The 21,627-nt window shown below is 59.7% G+C and carries 19 protein-coding genes; 1 reads left to right on the top strand and 18 read right to left on the bottom strand.

Going from position 1 to position 21,627, the window contains the following annotated elements:
* Positions 1-314 precede the first annotated feature (314 nt).
* The 6 genes from HKD46_RS19540 to HKD46_RS19515 are packed head-to-tail and all read right to left on the bottom strand — an operon-like array spanning position 315 to position 5,145.
* Positions 315-1,493 carry a hypothetical protein gene (locus HKD46_RS19540; RefSeq protein ID WP_167826287.1) on the bottom strand — a complete coding sequence of 393 codons (1,179 nt, stop codon included), beginning with the start codon at positions 1,491-1,493 and terminating at the stop codon, positions 315-317.
* Positions 1,494-1,495: 2 nt separating this feature from the next.
* Positions 1,496-2,158, bottom strand: a complete 663-nt coding sequence (locus tag HKD46_RS19535; protein WP_069651568.1) for an energy transducer TonB — start codon at positions 2,156-2,158, stop codon at positions 1,496-1,498.
* Complete coding sequence (locus tag HKD46_RS19530; protein WP_010672232.1) at positions 2,155-2,556, bottom strand: biopolymer transporter ExbD; 402 nt, start codon at positions 2,554-2,556, stop codon at positions 2,155-2,157. The genes HKD46_RS19535 and HKD46_RS19530 overlap by 4 nt, the downstream gene beginning before the upstream one ends.
* The gene (locus HKD46_RS19525; protein WP_010672233.1) at positions 2,553-3,083 is read right to left on the bottom strand and encodes a MotA/TolQ/ExbB proton channel family protein; all 531 of its coding nucleotides are present in this window, start codon (positions 3,081-3,083) and stop codon (positions 2,553-2,555) included. The genes HKD46_RS19530 and HKD46_RS19525 overlap by 4 nt, the downstream gene beginning before the upstream one ends.
* A complete protein-coding gene (locus HKD46_RS19520) occupies positions 3,080-4,387 on the bottom strand; it encodes a MotA/TolQ/ExbB proton channel family protein (protein WP_171865834.1) in 1,308 nt (435 codons plus the stop codon). Before HKD46_RS19520 ends, HKD46_RS19525 begins: the two co-directional genes overlap by 4 nt.
* Complete coding sequence (locus tag HKD46_RS19515) at positions 4,384-5,145, bottom strand: DUF3450 domain-containing protein (RefSeq protein ID WP_171865833.1); 762 nt, start codon at positions 5,143-5,145, stop codon at positions 4,384-4,386. Before HKD46_RS19515 ends, HKD46_RS19520 begins: the two co-directional genes overlap by 4 nt.
* Before the next feature lie 211 nt (positions 5,146-5,356).
* Here HKD46_RS19515 and HKD46_RS19510 point away from each other — a divergent pair, with 211 nt between their 5' ends.
* The gene (locus HKD46_RS19510; RefSeq protein ID WP_042079092.1) at positions 5,357-6,133 is read left to right on the top strand and encodes a LuxR family transcriptional regulator; all 777 of its coding nucleotides are present in this window, start codon (positions 5,357-5,359) and stop codon (positions 6,131-6,133) included.
* A gap of 212 nt (positions 6,134-6,345) precedes the next feature.
* Here the strand turns inward: HKD46_RS19510 and HKD46_RS19505 are convergent, their stop codons facing one another.
* From HKD46_RS19505 to clpK, 12 genes are all read right to left on the bottom strand, one after another.
* A complete protein-coding gene (locus HKD46_RS19505) occupies positions 6,346-8,721 on the bottom strand; it encodes a TOTE conflict system archaeo-eukaryotic primase domain-containing protein (RefSeq protein ID WP_052815141.1) in 2,376 nt (791 codons plus the stop codon).
* Between the two features lie 775 nt (positions 8,722-9,496).
* Positions 9,497-10,648 (bottom strand): S1C family serine protease, encoded by a 1,152-nt coding sequence (locus HKD46_RS19500; RefSeq protein ID WP_171865832.1) that lies wholly within the window; start codon positions 10,646-10,648, stop codon positions 9,497-9,499.
* Between the two features lie 19 nt (positions 10,649-10,667).
* Entirely contained in the window at positions 10,668-11,612 is a 945-nt protein-coding gene (locus HKD46_RS19495; RefSeq protein WP_171865831.1) for a zinc metalloprotease HtpX, read from the bottom strand.
* Positions 11,590-12,087 (bottom strand): heat resistance protein PsiE-GI, encoded by a 498-nt coding sequence (gene psiE-GI / locus HKD46_RS19490; protein ID WP_023332904.1) that lies wholly within the window; start codon positions 12,085-12,087, stop codon positions 11,590-11,592. Before psiE-GI ends, HKD46_RS19495 begins: the two co-directional genes overlap by 23 nt.
* Positions 12,088-12,089: 2 nt before the next feature.
* Positions 12,090-13,799, bottom strand: coding sequence for a heat resistance system K+/H+ antiporter KefB-GI (gene kefB-GI, locus HKD46_RS19485; protein WP_085819395.1), 1,710 nt, complete (start codon positions 13,797-13,799; stop codon positions 12,090-12,092).
* A 3-nt stretch (positions 13,800-13,802) separates the two neighbouring features.
* A complete protein-coding gene (gene trx-GI / locus HKD46_RS19480; protein WP_012761376.1) occupies positions 13,803-14,243 on the bottom strand; it encodes a heat resistance system thioredoxin Trx-GI in 441 nt (146 codons plus the stop codon).
* A complete protein-coding gene (locus HKD46_RS19475) occupies positions 14,233-15,378 on the bottom strand; it encodes a hypothetical protein (protein WP_161469795.1) in 1,146 nt (381 codons plus the stop codon). Before HKD46_RS19475 ends, trx-GI begins: the two co-directional genes overlap by 11 nt.
* Positions 15,379-15,457: 79 nt before the next feature.
* Positions 15,458-16,069, bottom strand: a complete 612-nt coding sequence (hdeD-GI, locus tag HKD46_RS19470; protein ID WP_171865830.1) for a heat resistance membrane protein HdeD-GI — start codon at positions 16,067-16,069, stop codon at positions 15,458-15,460.
* A 96-nt stretch (positions 16,070-16,165) separates the two neighbouring features.
* Positions 16,166-17,053, bottom strand: coding sequence for a heat resistance protein YfdX2 (gene yfdX2, locus HKD46_RS19465; protein ID WP_161469794.1), 888 nt, complete (start codon positions 17,051-17,053; stop codon positions 16,166-16,168).
* Positions 17,054-17,155: 102 nt separating this feature from the next.
* Entirely contained in the window at positions 17,156-18,070 is a 915-nt protein-coding gene (gene yfdX1 / locus HKD46_RS19460; protein WP_085819399.1) for a heat resistance protein YfdX1, read from the bottom strand.
* 22 nt (positions 18,071-18,092) lie between these two features.
* A complete protein-coding gene (hsp20-GI, locus tag HKD46_RS19455; protein WP_053461217.1) occupies positions 18,093-18,551 on the bottom strand; it encodes a small heat shock protein sHSP20-GI in 459 nt (152 codons plus the stop codon).
* A 146-nt stretch (positions 18,552-18,697) separates the two neighbouring features.
* Positions 18,698-21,499, bottom strand: coding sequence for a heat shock survival AAA family ATPase ClpK (gene clpK, locus HKD46_RS19450; protein WP_171865829.1), 2,802 nt, complete (start codon positions 21,497-21,499; stop codon positions 18,698-18,700).
* Positions 21,500-21,627 lie beyond the last annotated feature (128 nt).

The raw sequence follows: 21,627 nt of genomic DNA, 5'->3' as shown, positions 1-21,627 counted from the left end.
AAAAATTGTTTTTGATGCTCGATGCTGTGAGTGCCCACACAGATTGCTTGATTCAAATTGTTAAAGAGCGTCACGCTTATCGCGTTGAGGAGGCGCATCTTACGCCCCTCACTTCGAAAGTCAAGCGGTTGTTTTCGCTTTTCTTTCGGCGCCCACCTCATCAGGAGGCTAGCTCATCAGTTCGGCGTGGTCCGCCGTGCTGGTAGGGGCGCATTATAGGGAGCCGCGCCGTGATGACAAGAGCTTTTTGTAAAAATGCGCTCGTTTGCTGAAAAAGCAGGCTAAACCCCATGAAATGAGAGTTTACCCCAGTTTCATGCCGCTTTTTTGTTCATACCGTCAGTCTGGGCCTGAATGTAGTTGACCCAGCTGGTCGCCCTGTCTTGCCAGTTGTTCTGCTGTTGCAGCTCGCGAGCCAACACCAGCGCCTGAGCATATTGTTCTTTATTGAGGTGTGCCTGCACCAGCAGGGCCTTGGCTCTGTTGCCCTGCTCTCCCTTCACCGACTTGATGGCCGCGAGCTGGGTCATGGCGGCATCCGTCTTGCCCTGTTGCAGCAGCAGTTCGGCGGCTCGCATGGCGGCCTTGGGGTGAGCATGTTCCCGGGCAAGCAGCTGCCAGCTGTCCACAGCCTTCGGCCACTCACGTGCCCCTTCCCACAACTGGGCCAGCAATTGGCGATTCTCGGCGTTCTGCTTCATCACCCCCTTGGCCATGGCAGACTCCAGCAGACGCGCACCACGATAGGGCAGTCCCTGCCAGGCATACAGGCGGATCAGCTGGTTGCGGGCGGCGGCATCATCCATCAGCTGACGGTCGATGGCGGTTTGCAGCAGTGCAAGCGCTCGATCACCACGCTTGGCGGAGAGATTGAGCGACACCGCCTGCTGCCACCACTTGCTCTCTTTCGGCTCGCGGCGGATCAACTCTTCGGCCTGATCCGCAGCCACGCCGTAACGCTGCAATGCAGTGAGAGCGGAGAGGCGGATGATGGCCGCCTGCTTCTGCCAGCTTTTCTTCAACAGTTGTTCACTCTGGCTGGCTGCCTCGCCGTACTGCTTGTTGTGGTAATAGAGGCCAGCCAAGCGCAGACGCAAGGCATCGTCAGCCTTGATGGCCAATGCGGCCTTGTAGCTGGCGATGGCGCCGGACCAGTTGGATTGCTGGGCCTGGATATCCCCTCGCAGACGCAATAACTGAAGTCGTTGCTGCTCTGGCCACTCTTTATAAGCAAGAGCCTGCTCCACGTAGCGACTCGCCTGTGCGGTCTGCTGCAGGTTGGCGGCCAGAGAGGCTTGTAACTGCGCCAGCCAGGCGTGCTCAGCCTCGGAACCGGGTTTGAGCACAGCCGCCTTGTTCTGGGCCTGTTGCCACTTGCCGGATTGATAGAGCTTCATCACGGGCTCCAGCTGGCGGGAGAAATGAGGGCTCACCTCCATCGCCAGACAGGCTTGGCTGACCAGGGCCAGCAGACAGATCCAGATCCGCAACATGGTTATGACTCCAATTTGAATTTGAGCGTGATGACTTGCACCAGTTTGTCGGTGGCGCCCGGCCTCGGCTGATAGCGCCACTTATTGATCGCCTGAATGGCCGCTCGCTCGAACTGACGCTTCGGCTTGGCCTCGACCACCTCCACATCCTGTACCCGGCCGTCGGCATCGACGCTGAAACGCAAGGTCACGGACCCCTCGATGCCGGCCTGCTGGGCCCGGTAGGGATAAACAGGCTCAACCCGTTGCAGCGGCATCAGCATGTCGCCGGCACCGATCCCGGTACCCTGCTGCTGACCATGGAAATTGCCGCTCGCGACCGGAGTGGGACTGGTCGCCACGCCAGGGGCAGAGACCTGTACCGCACTCAGGGTCGAGACCAGATCCAGGCTCGGCTGTACCGAAGGCAGCGGGGCCGCCGCCGGCATGGGCATCGGTGTCGAAGCCAGCGCGGCAGGCGGCTCCGGCAAGGGTTCCGGCTCCTGGGGTACCGGCCGCTCACGCACCTGTACCTCGGTCACCTCGTTCTGCATGTTGATGACGATGGATTTTTGCTCTGTGGTCGCCTTCTCCCCTCCGGGCGGCTCCACCAGGGTGGCCATGAACAACAGGATGCCCAGACTGAGGGTGATCCCCAGTCCCAGGCTCATCAACTTGTGTTTCATTTCGGTGCCACCGCCACGGCGATGTTGGCGATGCCTGCCGCCTTGGCTTCATCCATCACCCGCACCACCTTGCCGTGGGGTACCCGTTCATCGGCCTGGATCACCAGGCTTGCCTCGGGCTGCTCCGCCAACAGTCGGGCGAGGGTGGCCTGCACCCGCTCCACATCCACCTGTTTGCGGTCGAGGAAGATCTGCCCCTGAGCGCCGATCGCCAGCATGATGCTGGACGATTTCTGCGCCTTGGCCTGGCTGGCCTGGGGTCTGTGTACCTCAAGCCCGGCTTCGCGCACGAAGGAGGTGGTCACGATGAAGAAGATCAGCATGATGAAGACGATATCCAGCATGGGGGTCATGTCGATCTGCACTTCATCGCGCTGGCGTTTGGATTGCCGTCTCATTGCATTACCTTCTCTTCTCGCAGGCCGTCCCGGGTCTTGGCCAGCGCACGCTTGGCCTGACTCTCGAGCCGGCTCAGTAACAACACGCCGGAGAGGGCCACCACCATGCCTGCCATGGTGGGGATGGTAGCGCGGGAGATCCCGCCCGCCATGCTCTCCGGGTTAAAGCGGTTGGCCGCAGCCAGCGCATCGAATACGCCTATCATGCCGGTCACTGTACCCAGCAACCCCAGCATGGGGCAGAGCACCACCAGGGTGCGGATGAAGATCAGATGACGGTTGAGCGCCAGCTCCACTTCTGCCAGCCAGCGCCCGCGAATCGCGCGAGCGTGCCAGCTGTGACGCTCGCGACGCGCCTGCCAGCGGCCCAGCAGCTCACGCTGCAACGGTGCAAACCCCAGGTTGAGGTAGAGCAGCCGCTCGATCATCAGAATCCACATCAGCACCAGCAAGGCCAGAATGACCCAGAGCACCGGGCCGCCACGGCCCATGAAGCTCTGCAACTGCTGCCAGATGTCGAGCATCATGCTACCCGCTCCACCCTGTCACCATTGCTTTCGGCCCGCTCGGCCAGGATCCCGGCCACCTGCTGTTCCAGCACGTTGGAGAGCTCGGTGAAACGGGACTGCAACAGGCTGTGGGCCAGGATCAGCGGAATGGCCGCTACCAGACCCTGCACCGTGGTGACCAGGGCCATGGAGATGCCGCCCGCCATGATCTTGGGATCGCCGGTACCGAACTGGGTGATGGCCTGGAAGGTGCCGATCATACCGGTCACTGTCCCGAGCAGACCCAGCATGGGGGCGATGGCCGCGATCACCTTGACCATGCCGATGCCGCGCTCCAGGCGAGGGGTCTCCTGCAGGATCGCCTCATCCAGACGCAGTTCGAGGGTCTCCATGCTCAGTTCTGGATGCTTGTCAGCCACCGTCAGCACCCGGCCGAGGGCGTTGTCGGCATGATATTCACCGCTCTTGAGCTGGCGACGAACCCGACCCAGTTCGCGAGAGAGGCTCCACAGCCGTACTCCAGCGATCCCCAGGCCGATAGCGGCCAGCAGCACGATGATGGCGCCGACCTGGCCGCCCTGCTGGACTTGCTGCCAGAAGGTGGGCGCCTGGGCCAGCATATCGAGCAGAACACCGTGGGAGGGATCCAGCGGCAACGCTTCTCCCTCCTGACCCTGATAAGCGGCCACAGCGGAAAGCACGCTGCCTGGCAGGCCCAGCACCGGACTCAGGCCTTCGGCCCCCGGTTGCAAGAAACCAGCATCGCCCAGCAGGGCGAAGCTGCCGATCCGGGTAAACGTCTGCTCGCTGGCAACGCCCTGGGCATCAAGCACCTTGCCGTTGAACTGGGCAACCCGGCCCGATTCGCGGATCTCCTGCAGCAAGGTGGCTGGCAGCAGGGCAAGGGCGGCGCGATCAGGCACCTGTTTATCCTGTGCCATGGTTTTCAGCGGGGCGAGACGATCAGGATACTGGCCCTCGACGGCGGATTCGCTCAGCAACTTGACCGCATCGCTGGCGCCCTGACGGGTGACCGCAAAGATGTCGTTCATGTCGCCGGAGGCTTGCTCCCATTGGGTATTGAGCTCCACCAGCTGCTTTTCATTGGCCGCGAACTGGCTGGCCAGCTCCTTGCTCAGGCGCTGGGCCTCGGCCAGCTTGGCACGGGCACTGCTCAGATCCCTGGAGACAGACGCCAGATCCTGCTGAGCCTTCTGTTCACGGGCCTGTTCCTGCTGCTGCCAGGCTTCCTCGGCCACGGCGGCTGTGGTGCCCAGAGAGAGGGCGAGGGCAAGGGGTAACCACTTCATGGTGACGCTCATGACTGGGCCTCCTGACCACGGCTGACCGAAAGGGGGACATTCAACAACTGGGGAACTTTCTTGTCGGCAGCCATCTCCAGCGCCTCGGCGATGGGGGAAAGCCACTGGCCGTCGAGGGCTTGCCATTGCTTGCTCTGCGCAGACCAGCGCCACGCCTGGGAGCGATCGGCGGTCATCGCCAGCAGGGAGACCCGGCCCACCGCCAGCACATCGACCCGGCGCGGTGCGCCGTCCAGCGCCAGCTCGGTAGAGTAGCTATCCAACCGGCTGCCGTATTCGGCTTCAATCTGGTAGGCCTGCAGCAGCTGGCGGAACTTCTCCGCCTCGCTCACATCGGCTCGGGCCAGGGTCGCTTTCAACTGTTCAACCCGCGCCAGGCGATCTTCCTTGCGCAGCGGGATGTCGTTTTGTACCAGCTGCTCCAGGTCGGCCTGCATCTGCAACATCAGCGGGATCAAGCCCTGACGGGTCTCTTGCACCGCCTCCAGTTGCTTGCTCAATTTACCCAACTCATTTTGCTGATCGGCCACCAGAGACTGCATGTAGCGGTTGTAAGCTTCCAGATCGCGCAGTTGCAGCTGGGCATTTTGCAGCTCCAGCCGGGCGGCAACGGCCGCATCGGCGGCTTTTTCCACGCGCTGCTGGGAGGCTTTCCCGGCGGCGATGCTGTTTTTCAGTGCCGGTGCGACCAGCTCGTCGGCGCCAGCAGCGAAGTGGACTGACAGTGGCAACAAGGCCAAACCCCAAAACTTATTCATGATATAAATCTTAACAATGATAACTATTCTCATTGTCTCAAAGAGTCGGGCCAGTGGCAATCAGATGATTTTCTTGGCCTGCGGCTGAAAAAACAGGATACTTTTTAGACAAGCACGGGAATTACTGGCGTTGTTAGTCACAACACCATTCTAAATAACTAAAAAATGTCTTTTCGATCAGGATGATGAGTGGTCGAAAAAGGAGAGTTACATGTTTAACGATGCGATCTGGGAACACATAGATCGGTTCACCAAGGCCAAGAAAACGAGCGATATCCAGCAGCAACTGGAGCGCTTCAGCCATCAGATGGGCTTTGATTACTTTCGGCTGCTGATCATTTTTCCCATCAGCATGCAAAAGTCCCATGTGGCCTTGTTCAACAACTGTCCCACCAGCTGGTTCGACGCCTATTCGGAGCGCCACTACCTGACCCAGGATCCGGTCGTCTTCCTGGGGCTGAAGCAGACCCAGCCCATCTTCTGGAACAAGCTCGATTGCGATTCCCCCTGGCTACCCAGTGCCAGCAGGGAGGTGATGAATCTGGCCGCCGACTTCGGGGTGAGAAACGGCGTCTCCTTCCCGCTCCACACCCCGCAGGGGGAGCACGGCATCCTCTCCTTCATCAGCAAGGAGAAGTCCAATTCTGAACTGATGTTTGAAAACGCTCCCACACTGTCGTTTTGCGCCAGTTATATCTTCGGTGCGGCACTGCAGTTGATAAAGCGCAGACCCGAGCTGATGAAGCACCTGACCGAGCTGTCGGATCGGGAGAAGGAGTGCCTGTTCTGGGCCAGCGAGGGTAAGACCTCCTGGGAGATCGCCACCATCCTCGGCATCAGCGAGCGTACCGTGAACTTCCACCTCAATCAGGTCACCAACAAGACTGACTCCAAGAACCGCAACCAGGCGATCGCCAAGAGCATCTCCAGCGGCATCATAGTGCCCTCGCTGGACGACGTGACCATCACCAACCTGCGGCTGTCATAACGGCCACTCGATCAGACAAACAAAAAGAGCCGCAATGCGGCTCTTTTGTGGGATGAAAATAAAGTCTCATCCTAATATGCAATCAAAACCACCAAATTTGGTCATTTTACGTTCAACCCATGAGCTGAAGTATCATCCTGACAAAGACATCACAGTCCACACTTACCGATAATCATGAAAATATAGTTTCATCCTTTATCGTCAAAATCATGTCAGACCGAAGCTGATGTTGTGTCCCTGTTGTCATCGTCACTAATCCGGTACCCCATAGACCTATATCCCCGCAGCCGCTTGTCCCACATGCGCAGTAACGCCGGGTGGCCTAAATCGACGAAGTCTATGATTCGCACATTTGTTTTGCCCACATGATCCCGGTGTAGACGCCCAGCATACTGTTGCAGTGTGCCCCGCCAAGACACAGGCATCGCAAGGATAAGCGTATCAAGCGGTGGGTGGTCAAAACCCTCGCCTACCAATTTGCCTGTAGCCAATAGAATACGTGGTGCATCAGGCGCTAAATCAGCCAAGTCGGCCACCAACGTTGAGCGTTGCCGCTTGGACATTCGCCCATGCAGCACAAATGGTCGAGGTATCAGATCGTCGAGGGCTGCCTTTATTGCCTCAAGGTGTTCGGTGCGCTCTGTCAGGACAAGCACCTTACGCCCCAATGCAACTGCGTTGCGCACCTCGGCAGCAATGGCTTCGGTTCTCTCCCGATCATGAGCAAGTTGCCGAAAAACATCCTGGATACCTGCGCCGACGGGGAGTTCAATGTGGGAAAACCACCTGTGGGGCACAACCTCCAGATCTTGTGGAGCCGTTTCCGGTTTAGCCGCCGTATACCGAATCGGCCCACACTGCATAAAGATGATCGGCTGCAAACCATCACGACGGATGGGAGTTGCTGTCAGGCCCAGTACGTACTTTGCCTTCGTTCTTTTCAGAATGGCATCAAAAGAAGCCGCCCCAACATGATGGCATTCATCCACAATCACTTGGCCATAGTTTTCAACGAGCGGGTTAACCTCTCCCCGCCTGGAGACTGACTGCATCACGGCAATATCTATTTTGCCGGTGGGCTTGGACTTGCCGCCACCGATAGTGCCAATCAAACCCTTGCTGACACCGAGAAAAGTTTGCAGACGCTCTTGCCACTGTTTGAGCAGTTCAGTTCTATGAACCAACACCAAGGTGTTCACCCCACGACGCGCGATCATAGCGGCGGCAGTAACTGTCTTGCCAAAAGCAGTCGGGGCGCACAGTACGCCAATGTCGTGATGCAACATTGCCGACACAGCAGCTTCTTGATCGAGGCGCAGAGCTCCAGCGAAAGCCACATTGATAGCCTCCCCACCGAAACGTTCGTCGATCAAGTGGCTGTCGATACCATTGTCCCTCAGTAGCTCGAGAGCTGCATCAAGGCAGCCACGAGGCAATGCTATGTGCTGGGGGTAATTTTCAGCGCAACCAATTACACGTGGTTTGTCCCAAACCGACATTCGCATGGCTTGGGCCTTATAGAACTCAGGATTCTGGAAAGCGGCCAACCGGATCAGACGATTGGCTAACGGCTGGGAAAGCCTCTCTTTCTCTAAATAGAGCAGATCGGCCAGTGTCACGTTAAGAGACTTTGGCATCGGTCCAGCCAGCTTCTTCACGAGCGAGTTACCCCGCTTCCAGGGTGTAGCCAGATCCTCATCATCGATGAAGGTGACATCCAAAGGATGTGCACTCCCTGTCGCTCGCAAGATAGTCGGCTCAATATCGTGTGCAGCCACTAGCTGGATGCTCGCCAGGAATGCCCATTGATCCGGGTAGGGACGCAGCTCCGTGTCGACGAACACACTGCAACCACTCTCTCTTGGCCCCTTCTGTAGCGGCAAGGCAATCAGATTACCGAAGCCACCTTTAGGCATGGTGTCCTGATTGGGAAACAGCCGGTCGTAAGACTCAAGCTTCAACTGCCGGCTACGGGAGCAGGTATGGCTGATGATGGCCGAACCGAGACGTCTGGCATCCCGTGCCAGCACACGGCTGGCGAAAAATATCCATACGTGCGCCCCCTGACCAGAGCGGGAAATTTCCAGTGCAGCAGGCACACCCAGCTCTTCACAGGAGCGAATTATCGCGCATGCATCCTCGCGCCAATCAGCCTCATCCAAATCAATGGCAAGAAAATGGCAAGAGTCATCCTCCAGTAACGGATATACACCCACTGTATGGCGACCAGCGAGGTGATCATAAATCACATCATCGGACAGAGGGCTCAGCAGGCGGTTGCGACAGTCTGCACACTTGATCCGGGGCTTTTCACAGATCCCGGCACGCCATTCGTTCGCACAAGCGGGGGCATAGCCTGATTTACCTGTTGTTTTGCTTTCCCAGCGAACAGGATAAACATCAGACCGACCACGAAACAGCCTCCGAAATAGCGCCACCTTCTCTGTCGGAGAAAGCCGCGACTGCACTGATTCCCGCTCTTGCCAGAGCAATGGCTGAGGCAACCGCCACTCAATACCGTGCTGTTCGAGCAGGGCAATCAATCGCTGATTTTCAACCTTGAGAGTCTCCAACTCGTCATGAACCATATGCCACTCTCTTCCGACGCAACGGTACCCTCATTCTTTGCTCAACTGAATTTGTTGGCACATGCTGCTCTTCCGCGCCAAGAAGGCCAAGAGCTGAAACTACATCGGCTAGGGAAGGTGCTAACAAGTCACTTGGCACAAAAACACACCATTCTAAATTATTGATATTAAATGGCTAAACTTTTTAGTTTTGGCACATAGGGTACTTATTCGCACCTTCCCTTGGTATGAATCTTTATTGCTCGAATACACCTGTGGGATGCAAATAAAATTTCATCCTAACCCTAAAAACAGAGAGAAACGTCGCGCGCTCTCCTATTCATAAAAAATCCCTTTTATATCAGTATGTTGTGAGCACTTACACCCGAGACTGGATCGTTTTGCCTTTCATGGGAGAATGATTAAGGGCGCTAAAGTATCATCCTAATTTTCGCCCAGGCTCGAAAAATACGGTAAATGGTGAAAATAAAGATTCATCCTTTTCCGATGTTGCCCGTTCCAACACGTAAGCAGTCAGTCAGAAAAAACACATAGATCCAATCCCTAGCGAGCATTGAGCTCTCTCATCCGTGCCAACTGCTCCAACCCTTGGACGCCCTAAATGCTTACCCAAAAAAATCAACACCTTCTTTTAAAAACACAATCAAAAATGACACCCTTATATCCATTTAACCTAAACAGCCTTCCCCCCACTGCACTAGCTAGGGCTCGTAGTTCGGCGCAAGGCTGAAGTCGCTTGGCTGCTTCGCTGTGCAGATCCATGACCCACTTTCCATCAAACTCCCGGTTGTAGTTCCACAAGCATCTCGCGAGTCTTGCCGGCCCGCTCCACTAACAAGACCACAACATCTCCAACGTTCTTGTCGTCTAGCCGGGCCTGTAATGTGGTGACGTCGTCAACGGCGATACCGTCGATGCTGATAACGCGATCGCCGGGCACGATGCCGCCTGCGGTGACCTCGACGCCGACGAGCCCGGCCCTGTGCGCCGCCGAGCCCGGCGTCACGCGCAATACGAATACGCCCTTACTGCCGGTCAGCGCCTGCAGACGCGTGTTGAGCTGCTCATCCACCTCGATGCCCAGCGCCGGACGGATGTACTTGCCGGTCTTTATGAGTTGCGGCACCACGCGCATGACGGTATCGACCGGCACCGCAAAGCCTATTCCGGCCGAGGCGCCAGACGGACTGTAGATGGCGGTATTGATGCCGATCAGCCGCCCAGCCGAATCGAGCAGCGGGCCACCGGAATTGCCGGGGTTGATAGCGGCGTCGGTCTGGATCAGGTGGTCAATGGCCGGGCCACTGGCGTCGCCGGAAAGGGTGCGGTCAAGCGCCGAGACGATGCCGGTGGTGAGCGTCCAGTCGAGCCCGAAGGGATTGCCAATGGCAAAGACCTTTTGCCCCACCTTGAGATCGGCACTGGTGCCCACCGGCACCGCCGGCGGGCGCTTGAAGCCGACGCCAATCTTGAGTACCGCGATGTCGTGCGCAGGACTGGCGCCAACGAGCGCAGCCTGATAATCGCGACCGTCGGCCAGTTTGACCGTGGCAGACGATGCCCCCTGGATCACGTGGAAGTTGGTCACCACGTGGCCGGCATCGTCCCAGATGAAGCCGGAGCCGGTGCCGCGCGGCACGGAAAAGACATTGCGCGACCAGACGTCACGCACTAGTTGTGCCGTGGTGATGTAAACCACCGACCCGCGCGATTTCTCGAACAGCTCGATGGTGGTTTTTTCGTCGGCGGCCAGGTCGCCGCGCGGCGTCACCGTGCGCTCCTGCGTTTCGTGGGGACTGAACCAGGCTTCGATGGCGGGCAGGAACTGCCACAGCAGCATGAGTGCGGCGATGCAGCCAGTGATGACGAGCCAGCGCCGGATGAATCGATCCGGCGCCGGGCGGCTGTAGGGGTCGGGGTAGGTCACGTCATTCTCCATGTTGAAATCAGCGCCAAAGGCCGCCGGTGCGCCAGCGTGGCGGACGTGGTGATACGGTCACCTCGGGGACGAAACGGGCCGATGGAAACGGCGGCATCGCGGGCGGCGGAGCAAGTTCCAGCAAGCGCTCAATGCGTTCAGCCGTCGCCGGATGCGTGCGCAACCAGGAGGGTTCCGGATTGCCCCATCCGGGCAGCAGCCAGGCACGCCAGGAGCGGCTGACCCGCTCGATTTTCGCCAGCGCTGACGCAAGCCCCTGCGGGTCGCCAGTCAGTTCCGCCGCGAGGCGGTCAGCGTCGAACTCACGCACGCGAGACAAGCCGAGCTGTGCGAGCAGGGCCAGTTGGGGCGATGCGGCCAATAACAATAGACCAGGCCAATAGACCTCCGCCGCGCCAACCAGCAGCGCGGGCAGGCTGAGCAGGATCGCGATCTGTCCCATAAGGGCCAGTAGGCACGTGAGGCGACTGACGGAATCCGCCAGCCCCATGATACGCAGATCCTCATTAGTGATGTGCGCGACCTCGTGCGCGAGCACACCCGCCAGCTCGCGTGGGCTCAGGCTGCGCAGCAGGCCATCGGTGAGGGCGATCGATGCCTCCTGCTTCGATCCGGTGGCGAAGGCGTTGACGACGGCACTGGGCACATAGTGCGGCACCGGCGTGGCGGGCAGCTCGCGCAACAGGGCCCACATCTCGTGGGCTTGTTGCGGGTGCAAGGCCCGTACGCGGTACAGGCGCAAGCTCAGCGCCGACGCGGCTACCGGGTCCAGCAGCAACGCACCTGCAACGGCAAACAGCGCGAGCCACAGGCAGCCTTCCCCAAATGGCAGTCTCCCTGCTGCGGCTGCGATCCCGACCAGGGTCAGGACCAACAGCCCGGTCTGCAGGCGGTTGAGCCAGCGGTGTTGCAAGAGCGCAGTGCGCGGATCACTCGGATGATGACGGGTCATGCTCAGAGGTCTCGGCGGCGCGGTCGCCGCGCTTGCGCAGCAGCCAGTAGGTCGCACCCAGAGCCAGCGTGGCGCCTGCCAGCGCGGCTATCTTTGCGGGGCTCGCGTCGGAGTCGAGGATCACGAACTTGCGGGAGAGTGCGATCACCGCGATCAGGACCACCGTCTTAACCTGGATGATGCTGTCCCGACGCAGCGCCACGCGCACCATGGAATGCTTGAACTCCATCGCGATCAAGAGCGTCATGATCATGCCGAACACGCTCTGGAATACCTTGTGGTCCAGGGGATTGAAGGCATCGAGAACCAGCAGCGTGAAGACGATGGAGATGAGCTGGAACAGCGACACCATGATGATGACGGCGATCACCGCCGACAGCACGAGCGCGACGACCTGCTCGAAGCGCTCGTAAAAACTCATGATGGCCAATTGGTCACGCAAGACCTGAAATGGGTTAAGGCGTTTTGATTTCATGACTATGAACTCCCTGGAAAACGGCTGCTGTCGAGACGGCGGCGCATTGCACTGATGTGTCCTTCAATCAACTCGGTCGACATGCCAAGCGTCGACATCACCTGTTCCGCCAGCCCAATAGCTGCGGCAAAGGATTGCTGGTACACGCGCACGTTGGGCATGGCGCGAAATGCATCGGCCGCGGTCGTACTTCTGCATGACACCCACAAGGTCAGCGCCGGACGGCGCTCGGCAATCGCCTGGGCGATGCGCAACGCTTGCTGGGCATGGGCGAACGTCAGCACCACCATGTGCGCATGCGTCAAGCCGGCAGCCAGCAAGGTATCGGGCCGACTGGCATCGCCATGGAACACCGGCGCGCCGGCGGCACGCGCGGCCTCGACCTTCTGCGCGTCCGCCTCCAGCAGCAGATGCGCCACGCCGGCGTGGCGAAGAATCTCGCTGACTGTCAGGCCAAGCTCGCCCGCGCCGCAAACGATGACATGGTCTCGATATCGCGCCGTCTGCGCGGCGATCTCGACTTCTTCAGCCTGGGGTGGCTGAATGACGCCGCCGGTGCGGCTCAAGAACCGGGCAAGTACATCGTGATGGCGGATCAGTAGCGGTGCCAGGGCCATGCTGAGCACCAGCGCAACTAGCATGGGTTGTACGACGGTCGCGGGGATCAGATGCTGCTGCAAGACCATGCCCAACAACAGCAGGGCGAACTCGCCGCCATGCCCCAACGCTATGCCCGTGCGCCAGGCATCGAGGGCGGACAAGCGCGTCGCCCGCAAGGCCAGGGTATTGAACACGATCTTGACCGGCACCAGCACTGCCAGCCACGCCAACACCGTCAGCGGTGCCGAAAGAATCTGTGCTCCGTCCAGCTGCAGGCCGACAGTCACGAAGAACACCCCCGACAACACATCGCGAAACGGTTTGAGGTGGCTTTCCATGTGGTGACGGAAGTCGCTCTCGCCCAGCACCATGCCGGCCAAAAACGCACCCAGGGCGGCGGATACGCCGACCGCGTGTGCAGCAGCGGCGGCAGCCACCACCACGCACAAGGAAACCAGCACGAAGGATTCTTCGTGGCCCTGCCGCGCCACCCAGCCCAGCAGGCCATGCAACAGACGACGGGAGGCGAGGGCCGCTGCCGCGAACAACATCAGCACGCCCAACACTTCGAGCAGCACGCTCTCGATCTTCGGCGACTCGCCGCGCGCCCAGATCGCCAGCAGGGCCAGCAGGGGCACGCTGGCCAGGTCCTGAAAGACCAGCACGGCGATGGCGCTGCGACCGTGGCGGGTGGTGAGCTCGCCTTGGTCGGCCAGCTGTCGGCTGACCAGCGCCGTGGACGACATGGCCGCCGCAGTGCTGAGCAACGCAGCGCTCTGAACTGGCTGTCCCAGCCACATCAACATCAAGGTCAGTGGCGTGGCGACAGCGATCATCTGCAAGCTGCCGGCCGCCAATACGGTTTTACGGGAAAGCCAGAAGTGCCCGAGGGAGAACTCCAGCCCAACCATGAACAGCAGCAGGGCCACGCCCAGCTCGGACAGAAAATCAAGCGCTTCTCCCGGCGCGACTACACCGCTGACCGACGGGCCCAGCAAGGCGCCGACGGCGAGGTAACCCAGCAAGGCGGGTACTCTGAACGCCGCCGTCGCCACCGCCGCGAGGCTGCATGCCGCCAGCAGGATCAGGGTGGCGCCGAGCAAGTCCTGCATCGGTCAGCGCCCCACCTGTGCAGATGCCCAGCGCACGATGTCCTGCGCGCCCAAGGCGCCGGCCTGACGCCCGATCTCCCGCCCACCCTGGAACAGGGCGAGCGTCGGAATGCTGCGGATGCCGAACTGCGCGGCCAGGTGGGGTTCTGCCTCGGTATTGACCTTGGCCAGCCTGACCCTGGGTTCGAGCTGGCGCGCCGCTTGCTGGAACTGCGGGGCCATCATCTTGCACGGCCCGCACCAAGGTGCCCAGAAATCGACCAACAGTGGCAGGTCGCTGCGCTCCACGTGGCGCGAGAACGTCGCCGTGGTCAACTCGATGGGTTCGCCCGTGAACAAGGGCTGCTGGCAGCGGCCGCAGTTGGGATGTTCCGATAGCTTCGCAGTCGGTACGCGGTTGATGGACTGGCAATGCGGACAGACGAGGTGAAGATCATTCTTCATGGTTCGCCTCCTTGGACCACAGTGAGGCTGCCGCGCTTCGGGTCGCAGACAATGCCGACCAATCAACGCCTTGGAGCCAATCGTTCCCGTCTTTGCTTACTCCGGCCTCTTCCAAATGAGCAGCGATGAACGCTTCGGCCGGCATGAGCCACCTTTGGACAGTATCTTCCTTACTAGGAATCAGCAGGATTTCAGAGACGCTGCTGGCATCCAGCCCGTCCACACGGATAAGCAGAAAAATGCGCCGCCACAAACGCGGCATGTCCTTCAGCAGGTCGAATGCAAAAGCGAACTCGCTCGACCGATCAACTAGCTCCTCCTGTTCCGCGATCGTTGCGGCATCGGGATGCTGACTGTCAGCGATGATATCGGCCAGCCTGAGTGTGTCATCGGGCTGATAAAATTCGAAGACTTCCTCTTCCACCATGGCCTCGGCGACGTCTTGGGCATCCGGTTCGACCGGCGCGTCCAGAGAAACGAATTCGCCAAATTGCCGGCTGCTTGCCACTTCGTTATCCAGGACGGCGAACAGATGCTTCAAAAGACCGGTGTAAGCCTCTTTTTCCCCCGGCACGGATTGCCATTCCACCTCAGCTCGGACAATCGCTTCATCCACCACGTCGCGCAGCGTCGGATAATCGCGCGGTAAATCGCCGACGGCCCGCAGATAAGCCAGCTCACGCCTTGCGACAGCCTCAAGTTTCGACAGTAGAGGCATTCGGGTCACTTTGGCCTCATGGGCGGCTGACGCGGGTTTTGCGGCAATCCGCACCTTGAGCTCGCGCAAGCGCTCGCGTCGTGCTTTGCGCTTGATTTGGTCCTGAGCATGCAGCCGGTCAAAATGCTTCTTGGCCTGACGGAACAACGACTGTGCGAGCATCTGCGCGAGGGGCGTCAGCTCGTCATGTGATACAGTAACGCTGACAATCTTTTTGCCGGGCAGGTGCATATAGCCACTGGCCAGAAATTGCCGCTTGGTCTTGTCGCGATCAAGGACGATTTGAAGTCGCACTGAATGTTTAGTGTGTTTGTCGAGCAATGGCTTGAGGGCGCGCTCGATCACATTTCCCAAAGCTCTCTGCCATGGTTCATGAAACTCTTTGTCGATAGCTCGATAGCTATATTGAATCTGCATGCATGACTCCTTTGATGTTATTTCTATGGAGGCACGAACCGAAAATGCTCATATCCATAGAATTTAGTTTGACCCGTTCTTATCCCTGGCGCGTTTTGCGAAGACGCCAACTCAAGAACAAAAGCGTGACACCATAGACTGCCGCATAGAAGCCCAACAGCCAGCCTGCGGCCACGAATGACTCGACCGGACGGGAAAAAAATACCCACAAGACGATAGCGCCAAGGACAATCGAGAGCAGTCCACTGAAGGCAAGCCAGATTTCACCCTTGATTTCTTGACGCAGCCGAACGGCGGCGGATATCTCCAGCACACCGGTGAAAATCGCCCAGAACCCCACGCTAGCCCATAAAAAAGAAGCCATGACCATCGCGGCGACCCAAGGAGCAACCAGGACGACGACGCCGGTAAGTATGCCGACAATGCCGCTGAACAGCAGCCAGCCCCAGCGCTCTTTTTTCTGGATATGGCGCACCGCTGCAACCAAGTTGAAAGCGCCATTGACCAAGGAAAATGCGCCGAACACTAAGGTCATGGCCAACAGAGCCGATTGTGGCATCCAGAACGCAAGGGCTGCGAAAATCAATGCCAAGACACCGCGCAACGCAAAAATCCACCAATTTTCGGTCAATGAACACAGTGTTTTGGTGGGCTCATCCGCACTGGAATCGGTGATGGTGTCTGTATTCATGCTATATCTCCTAAAGATCTAATGGGGTGAAAAAGCAAACACTCCTGAGCCAAGAGAGGGGCGCGACGCGCCCCTCTTACGCCCTATCCAGCGGTTTCAGAACAACTTGGACAGCTTTGCCTTGATTTCATCGAGCCAGCCTTTTCCGCCGCCTCCCCCAGCCGTCTTTTGCTCGACTTTCTTGAGTTCAGCATACAGGGGCTCAAAGTCCTTCTTCTTTCCATAGCCCAGCAGTTCTGCCATTTCCAACTGCTGCCGCGCTTCGTTCAACAATGTCTCCAGGCGCTCATTGGACGCTTCGCTCCGCTGACCATCTTCTACCAAGGTCTCGGCGCGCTTCAGGAGCAGCCTGGCGCGCAGGGCGGGCAGCGGATGCACGCTGCGCGTCTCGACCAGCGTGCTGAGCGCTGCCTGCAGCGCGGCTTTGGCTTCTTCAATCTTGCCCTGATCGATCAGCGGCACGACTGACTTCACGGCTGCGGGATAGGACGCCAGAGGGATGTTGGTGACCGCGATCACGATTTCACTGGCCAGCAAAGCCAGCACGTGACGTGCCTGTTGCACCTCGCCATGTTTGAGGGCATCCAGCGCCTCGTCGGTCATCGCCTCAATGGTTTCCGTGTTGGCGAACAAGTCGTGCACGATGGTGCGCACATCAACGGGGGCCAGGGCGAGCGTGGGTTCGCGCGCAACGATCAGCTCCAGCTTTCCCGTCACTTCGGCCAGCGTTGCCAATGCGCGTGCAGCGTCCTTTCCGTCAAGTGCGGCCAGCGCTGATTTGGTCAGCGCCAAGGCCGAGACGGCCTCATCGAGGACTTGTTTACGTTTGTCTGCCGCCTGCGAGTCCGTTTCCTTCTGAACCTCAGGCTGTACCTCCGTGACGACTTCAGCCTTGGCCTCTGGACTGACAGGAAGGCTGCTTACCGCGGCCTGTTCGTTTATTTCTTTGTTCGTCGCATTGGGATTCGATGTTTGCTCATTCATGGTGATATGCCTCGTGTGAGTTAGTGAAAATAGGCGAATCTATTGGGGCTGACTGCGAACATCGCGAGACTGACCGACAGAGCAGTCAGCCCCTTCATCACCTCAAAACAGCTTTTGGATGCGCGTCTTCAACTCGTCGAACCATCCCTTGCCGCTTTTGCCACCAGCCGACTTTTGCTCAATGGACTTCACCTGATCGAAGATGGGTTTGAAGTCCGCCTTCTTGCCATAACCCAGGATCTGCGCCAGCTCGATTTCCGTGCGCACGTAGGCCAGCAGGGCGCTGAGCTCCTCGCTCTGTTTGGCATCGCGCTTGTCGGTCTCGGCCAGCTTTTCCGCTTTTGCCATCGCGGCTTCGGCCCGTAGCACGGGCAGAGGAGAGGCGACCGAGGTCACCACCAGCGTGTTCAGTGCTCGGGCGAGTTCCGCCTTGGCGTCGTCGATCTTGCCGCTGTCGATGAGCCGTGCGGCCGACTTGATCGCTGCCGGGTACGTTGCCATCGGCAGGTTGTCGGTTTCGATCACGATTTCGCTGGCAAGATTGGCAACAATGGGCCGTGCCTTTTGCACCTCGCCATCATCCAACAACTCCCGAGACAACTCGACCGCTTTCTTGACCGATTCCACGTTGGCGTGGATGTCATGGGTGATGACGCGTGCATCGACGGGCGCCAAAGCAAGTTTTGGGTCACGCGCCAATACCAGTTCCAGCTTTCCGCTGGCCAGTTCCAGCGCAGCGAGCGCCTCCTTGGTCTTCCTTGCATCAAGGAGGATCAATGCCTCATGGGTCTTGGCCAGCGCAGTGATGGCATCTTGGGCGAGTTCGGCGCGCTTTTTCGCGGCTTCCCGGGCGACCTTGTCATCTACCTGTGGCAGCGCCGCTTTGGATGCGGCAGAGTGTGCTGCAGCACCTGGACTAGAACCTGCCGCCGATTGGGCCAGGGCCGGTCCGCTCAGTCCGACGACGACCGCCAGGGCAAGTGCGGAGAAGGTTGATTGGGGCTGTTTGATATTCATGATCTTGGGCTCCTAATTAAAGTTAGTTGACTGAGATTTCAATCTGTTTCGGTTTGGCTTGCTCGGCCTTGACAAGCCGCACTTCCAGCGCGCCGTCTTTCATCGAAGCCGTCACCTTGGTCGGATCAACGTTGTCAGGCAAGACAAAGCTGCGCACAAAGCGGCCATACGCACGTTCGATGCGGTGGAACTTTTTGCCCTGCTCCTCTTTCTCCAGTTTGCGCTCGCCGCTGATGGTGAGCACACCGTTTTCCGCGCTGACGCGCACGGCATCCTTGGGGACCTCCGGCAGATCCAGTTTGAGGATGAATGCGTTCTCATCCTCGCTGATGTCCACCATTGGCGCCCAGTCCGCCGTGGTCATGGCTTCGTTGCTGGTACGGGCGCCCTGTCGCTGGGGTGTCCGTCCCAACATCGTCGCCAGGCGGTCTTGCAATTCATCCAGTTCCCGGAAGGGGTCCCACGGAGTCAATGCAGACATATCGGTTCTCCTTGAACAATGCCGGCGAATTGGATGACGCACCGAACAGAGCCGCCGGTTCACTCTGAATAGCGCCTACTACTTTTCGTTTCCATCAAGAACAAGTCCTTGGGTCAATTGAAGGATCACGACAGCCTCCCCATGACTCAAGATTCGCCGCCCGCTGACTTTTTCTTGCGCGCAGGCTTGCTCGCGTCGCTCGGCGGCGTCTCGGCCACGTTCGCGGCATCGGGCTTCTCAGGCTCGGCCGGCTTTGCGGGTGGCTCCTGGCGCTCGAAGACCACCCGTTCGGCCTTGTCGTCCCAGCGTGCGCTGGCGTGATCGCCCTTGCCGATTCCGCCGCCGAGCATCTCGCGCGCCAGAGCAGTTTCCAGCTCGCTGCGGATCAGCCGCTTGAGCTCACGCGCGCCGAACTCGGGCTTGTAGCCTTCCTCCGCGAAGTGATCGATCAAGGTCTGATCGAAGGTCAGCGTCACGCCCTGGCTGGCGGCGTTGCGGGCCACACGATCGAGCTGCAGGCCGACGATATGGCGGATCTCCTCCTTGCCCAGCGCATGGAAGACGATGATCTCGTCGATGCGGTTGAGGAACTCGGGGCGGAAGTGTCCGCGCAGCACGTCCATCACCTCGCCCTTGGTCTTCTCGTATTCCTCGCCGGCGGCGCCACGGGCCTTCAGCCGACGCTGGATGATGTCCGAGCCCAAGTTCGAGGTGGCGATGATGATGGTATTGGTGAAATCCACCACCCGGCCCTTGCCGTCGGTGAGCCGCCCGTCGTCGAACACCTGCAGCAGGATGTTGTAGACGTCGGGGTGAGCCTTCTCGATCTCGTCCAGCAGCAACACGCTGTAGGGCTTGCGACGCACCTTCTCGGTGAGCTGGCCGCCCTCGTCATAGCCCACATAACCCGGAGGCGCGCCCACCAGGCGTGCCACGGTATGGCGTTCCCCGTACTCGGACATGTCGATGCGCAGCAGAGCACCTTCATCGCCATAGATGGACTCGGCCAGCGCCTTGGCGAGCTCGGTCTTGCCCACGCCGGTCGGCCCGAGGAACAGAAAAGTCGCCACCGGCTTGCTGCCTTCGCGCAGGCCCGCGCGAGACAACCGCACGGCATCGGCCACCGCGCGCACCGCTTCGTCCTGGCCCACGAGGCGCTCGTGCAGCCGCTGCTCCAGATGCAGCAGCTTCTCGCGTTCTTCCACCGTCAGCTCGTTGACCGGAATGCCGGTCAGGCGCGAGACGATCTGCGCGACATGCTCGGCTTTGACTTCGGCACTGCCCGAGGCGCGCTCGCGTTCCCATTCCTCGACAAGCTTCTTGAGTTCGGCCTCTTTGGCCTCGATGTGCTTGCCCAGCTCGGCGGCCTTGTCGTACTGCTTGCGCGAGGCCACATAGTCCTGCTCACGCCGCAGCTGGTGCAGTTCGGACTCCAGCTCTTGCACCGCCACCGGGCGGGCCGTGGCCGACAGCTTCACACGTGCGGCCGCCTGGTCGAGTAGGTCGATGGCCTTGTCAGGCAAAAAGCGCGCGGTGATGTAGCGGTCCGACAACTCGGCGGCGGCGATGATCGCATCCTCGGAGATGCTGACCTTGTGGTGCGCCTCGAAGGTGTCGCGCAGGCCGCGCAGGATCATCATGGTCTGCGCTACCGTCGGCTCGGGCACCATCACCGGCTGGAAGCGACGCTCCAGCGCGGCGTCCTTCTCGATGTACTTCTGATACTCGTTGAGCGTGGTGGCGCCGATCAGGTTCAGTTCGCCGCGCGCCATCATCGGCTTGAACACGTTGGCCACGTCCAGCCCTCCTTCGCCGCCACCCTGGCCTGCACCGACGATGGTGTGCACCTCGTCGATGAAGAGAATCAGCTCGCCCTGGTGCTCGGTCACTTCCTTGAGCACCTTCTGCACGCGCTCCTCGAACTCGCCCCGGTACTTGGCGCCAGCCACCATGGCATTGATGTTGAGTTCCACCAGGCGCTTGTCGCGCAGCGTCTCAGGCACTTCACCGGCCACCATGCGCTGCGCCAACCCTTCGACGATGGCGGTCTTGCCGACGCCGGGCTCGCCGATCAGCACCGGGTTGTTCTTCTTGCGCCGGGCCAGCACTTCGATGGTCGTCTCGATCTCCTGCGCGCGGCCGATGACCGGATCGAGCTTGCCCTCGCGCGCCATCTTGGTGAGGTCGCGCGAATACTTGTCGAGTTCCGGCGTGTTGGTCGGCGTCTCGGCGCGGCCATCCTCGGCCCCTTTGCCGACCACCTTGCTTACCTGCTGGCGCAGCGCTTGCGGCGTGAGGCCGTAACGGCGCAGCAGGTTGGCCGCCAAACCTTCGCCTTCCTCGGCGAGCCCGATCAGGAAATGCTCCGGCCCGACATAAGAGTGGCCGAGTTCGTTGGAGGCCACGAAAGCACGGCTGAGCGCGTCCTTGACCCGGGGCGACACGCCGATCTCGCCCTCGAACGGCTTATCGCCGCGCTTGGCTTCGGATTCGATCTGGCGCTTGAGGTCATCGACCTTGATCTTGAACTGCCCCAGGATGGTCTTGACCACGTCGCTGTCGGATAGCGCCAGCAGCAGGTGTTCGGTATCGACTTCGGCGCGCCCGAACTCTGCAGCGTGTCGGGCGGCCTCCTGCAATAGGGCCTCGGACTGTTCGCTGATACGGCTGGCGAGCCCACTGCCGCGACGGCGCGCGGTGCCCGTACCGGCCGGGGCGGGTTCGCCGAACGAGGCATCGACGACCTCGTCGGTATCGGCCGCCATGGACGGTGCGTCGTCACCGATGCGGAAGAAGTCGCTGCCAAGGAAGTCCTCGAACAGGCCGCTGCGCGAGCCGAACAAGGCTTCCAGCGGCGAGACGGTGCGCTTTTGCTGGCGCACCAGTTGGCGGTAATGGTCGTCGCACAACAGCATGGTGCTGTGACGCCCGTTGAGATTGGCTTCCACCCCAGGGCTGACGCATCAGTGTTTATACTTTGAACAACCCCATACATTCGAACAAATATTGTTCATTCAGACAGCAGAGCCTGCGCTTGTTGGCCATGCTTAGATTACGTGATTTGTTTTGCTTCAGC

Source organism: Aeromonas sp. TW 6 (genome assembly GCF_013168745.1).
In the GTDB taxonomy this organism is placed as follows: domain Bacteria; phylum Pseudomonadota; class Gammaproteobacteria; order Enterobacterales; family Aeromonadaceae; genus Aeromonas; species Aeromonas caviae.
This window is presented reverse-complemented; position numbering and strand designations above follow the sequence as displayed.

What these genes read in the sequence shown, in the direction of transcription:
- kefB-GI (WP_085819395.1), bottom strand. Translation starts at nt 13,799, where the DNA reads ATGCAGGACTTGCTCGGCGCCACCCTGATCCTGCTGGCGGCATGCAGC.
- HKD46_RS19535 (WP_069651568.1), bottom strand. Translation starts at nt 2,158, where the DNA reads ATGAAACACAAGTTGATGAGCCTGGGACTGGGGATCACCCTCAGTCTG.
- HKD46_RS19505 (WP_052815141.1), bottom strand. Translation starts at nt 8,721, where the DNA reads ATGGTTCATGACGAGTTGGAGACTCTCAAGGTTGAAAATCAGCGATTG.
- HKD46_RS19475 (WP_161469795.1), bottom strand. Translation starts at nt 15,378, where the DNA reads ATGCAGATTCAATATAGCTATCGAGCTATCGACAAAGAGTTTCATGAA.
- yfdX2 (WP_161469794.1), bottom strand. Translation starts at nt 17,053, where the DNA reads ATGAATGAGCAAACATCGAATCCCAATGCGACGAACAAAGAAATAAAC.
- HKD46_RS19495 (WP_171865831.1), bottom strand. Translation starts at nt 11,612, where the DNA reads ATGACCCGTCATCATCCGAGTGATCCGCGCACTGCGCTCTTGCAACAC.
- trx-GI (WP_012761376.1), bottom strand. Translation starts at nt 14,243, where the DNA reads ATGAAGAATGATCTTCACCTCGTCTGTCCGCATTGCCAGTCCATCAAC.
- HKD46_RS19525 (WP_010672233.1), bottom strand. Translation starts at nt 3,083, where the DNA reads ATGATGCTCGACATCTGGCAGCAGTTGCAGAGCTTCATGGGCCGTGGC.
- HKD46_RS19515 (WP_171865833.1), bottom strand. Translation starts at nt 5,145, where the DNA reads ATGAATAAGTTTTGGGGTTTGGCCTTGTTGCCACTGTCAGTCCACTTC.
- yfdX1 (WP_085819399.1), bottom strand. Translation starts at nt 18,070, where the DNA reads ATGAATATCAAACAGCCCCAATCAACCTTCTCCGCACTTGCCCTGGCG.
- psiE-GI (WP_023332904.1), bottom strand. Translation starts at nt 12,087, where the DNA reads ATGAAATCAAAACGCCTTAACCCATTTCAGGTCTTGCGTGACCAATTG.
- hdeD-GI (WP_171865830.1), bottom strand. Translation starts at nt 16,069, where the DNA reads ATGAATACAGACACCATCACCGATTCCAGTGCGGATGAGCCCACCAAA.
- HKD46_RS19530 (WP_010672232.1), bottom strand. Translation starts at nt 2,556, where the DNA reads ATGAGACGGCAATCCAAACGCCAGCGCGATGAAGTGCAGATCGACATG.
- HKD46_RS19510 (WP_042079092.1), top strand. Translation starts at nt 5,357, where the DNA reads ATGTTTAACGATGCGATCTGGGAACACATAGATCGGTTCACCAAGGCC.
- HKD46_RS19540 (WP_167826287.1), bottom strand. Translation starts at nt 1,493, where the DNA reads ATGTTGCGGATCTGGATCTGTCTGCTGGCCCTGGTCAGCCAAGCCTGT.
- hsp20-GI (WP_053461217.1), bottom strand. Translation starts at nt 18,551, where the DNA reads ATGTCTGCATTGACTCCGTGGGACCCCTTCCGGGAACTGGATGAATTG.
- HKD46_RS19520 (WP_171865834.1), bottom strand. Translation starts at nt 4,387, where the DNA reads ATGAGCGTCACCATGAAGTGGTTACCCCTTGCCCTCGCCCTCTCTCTG.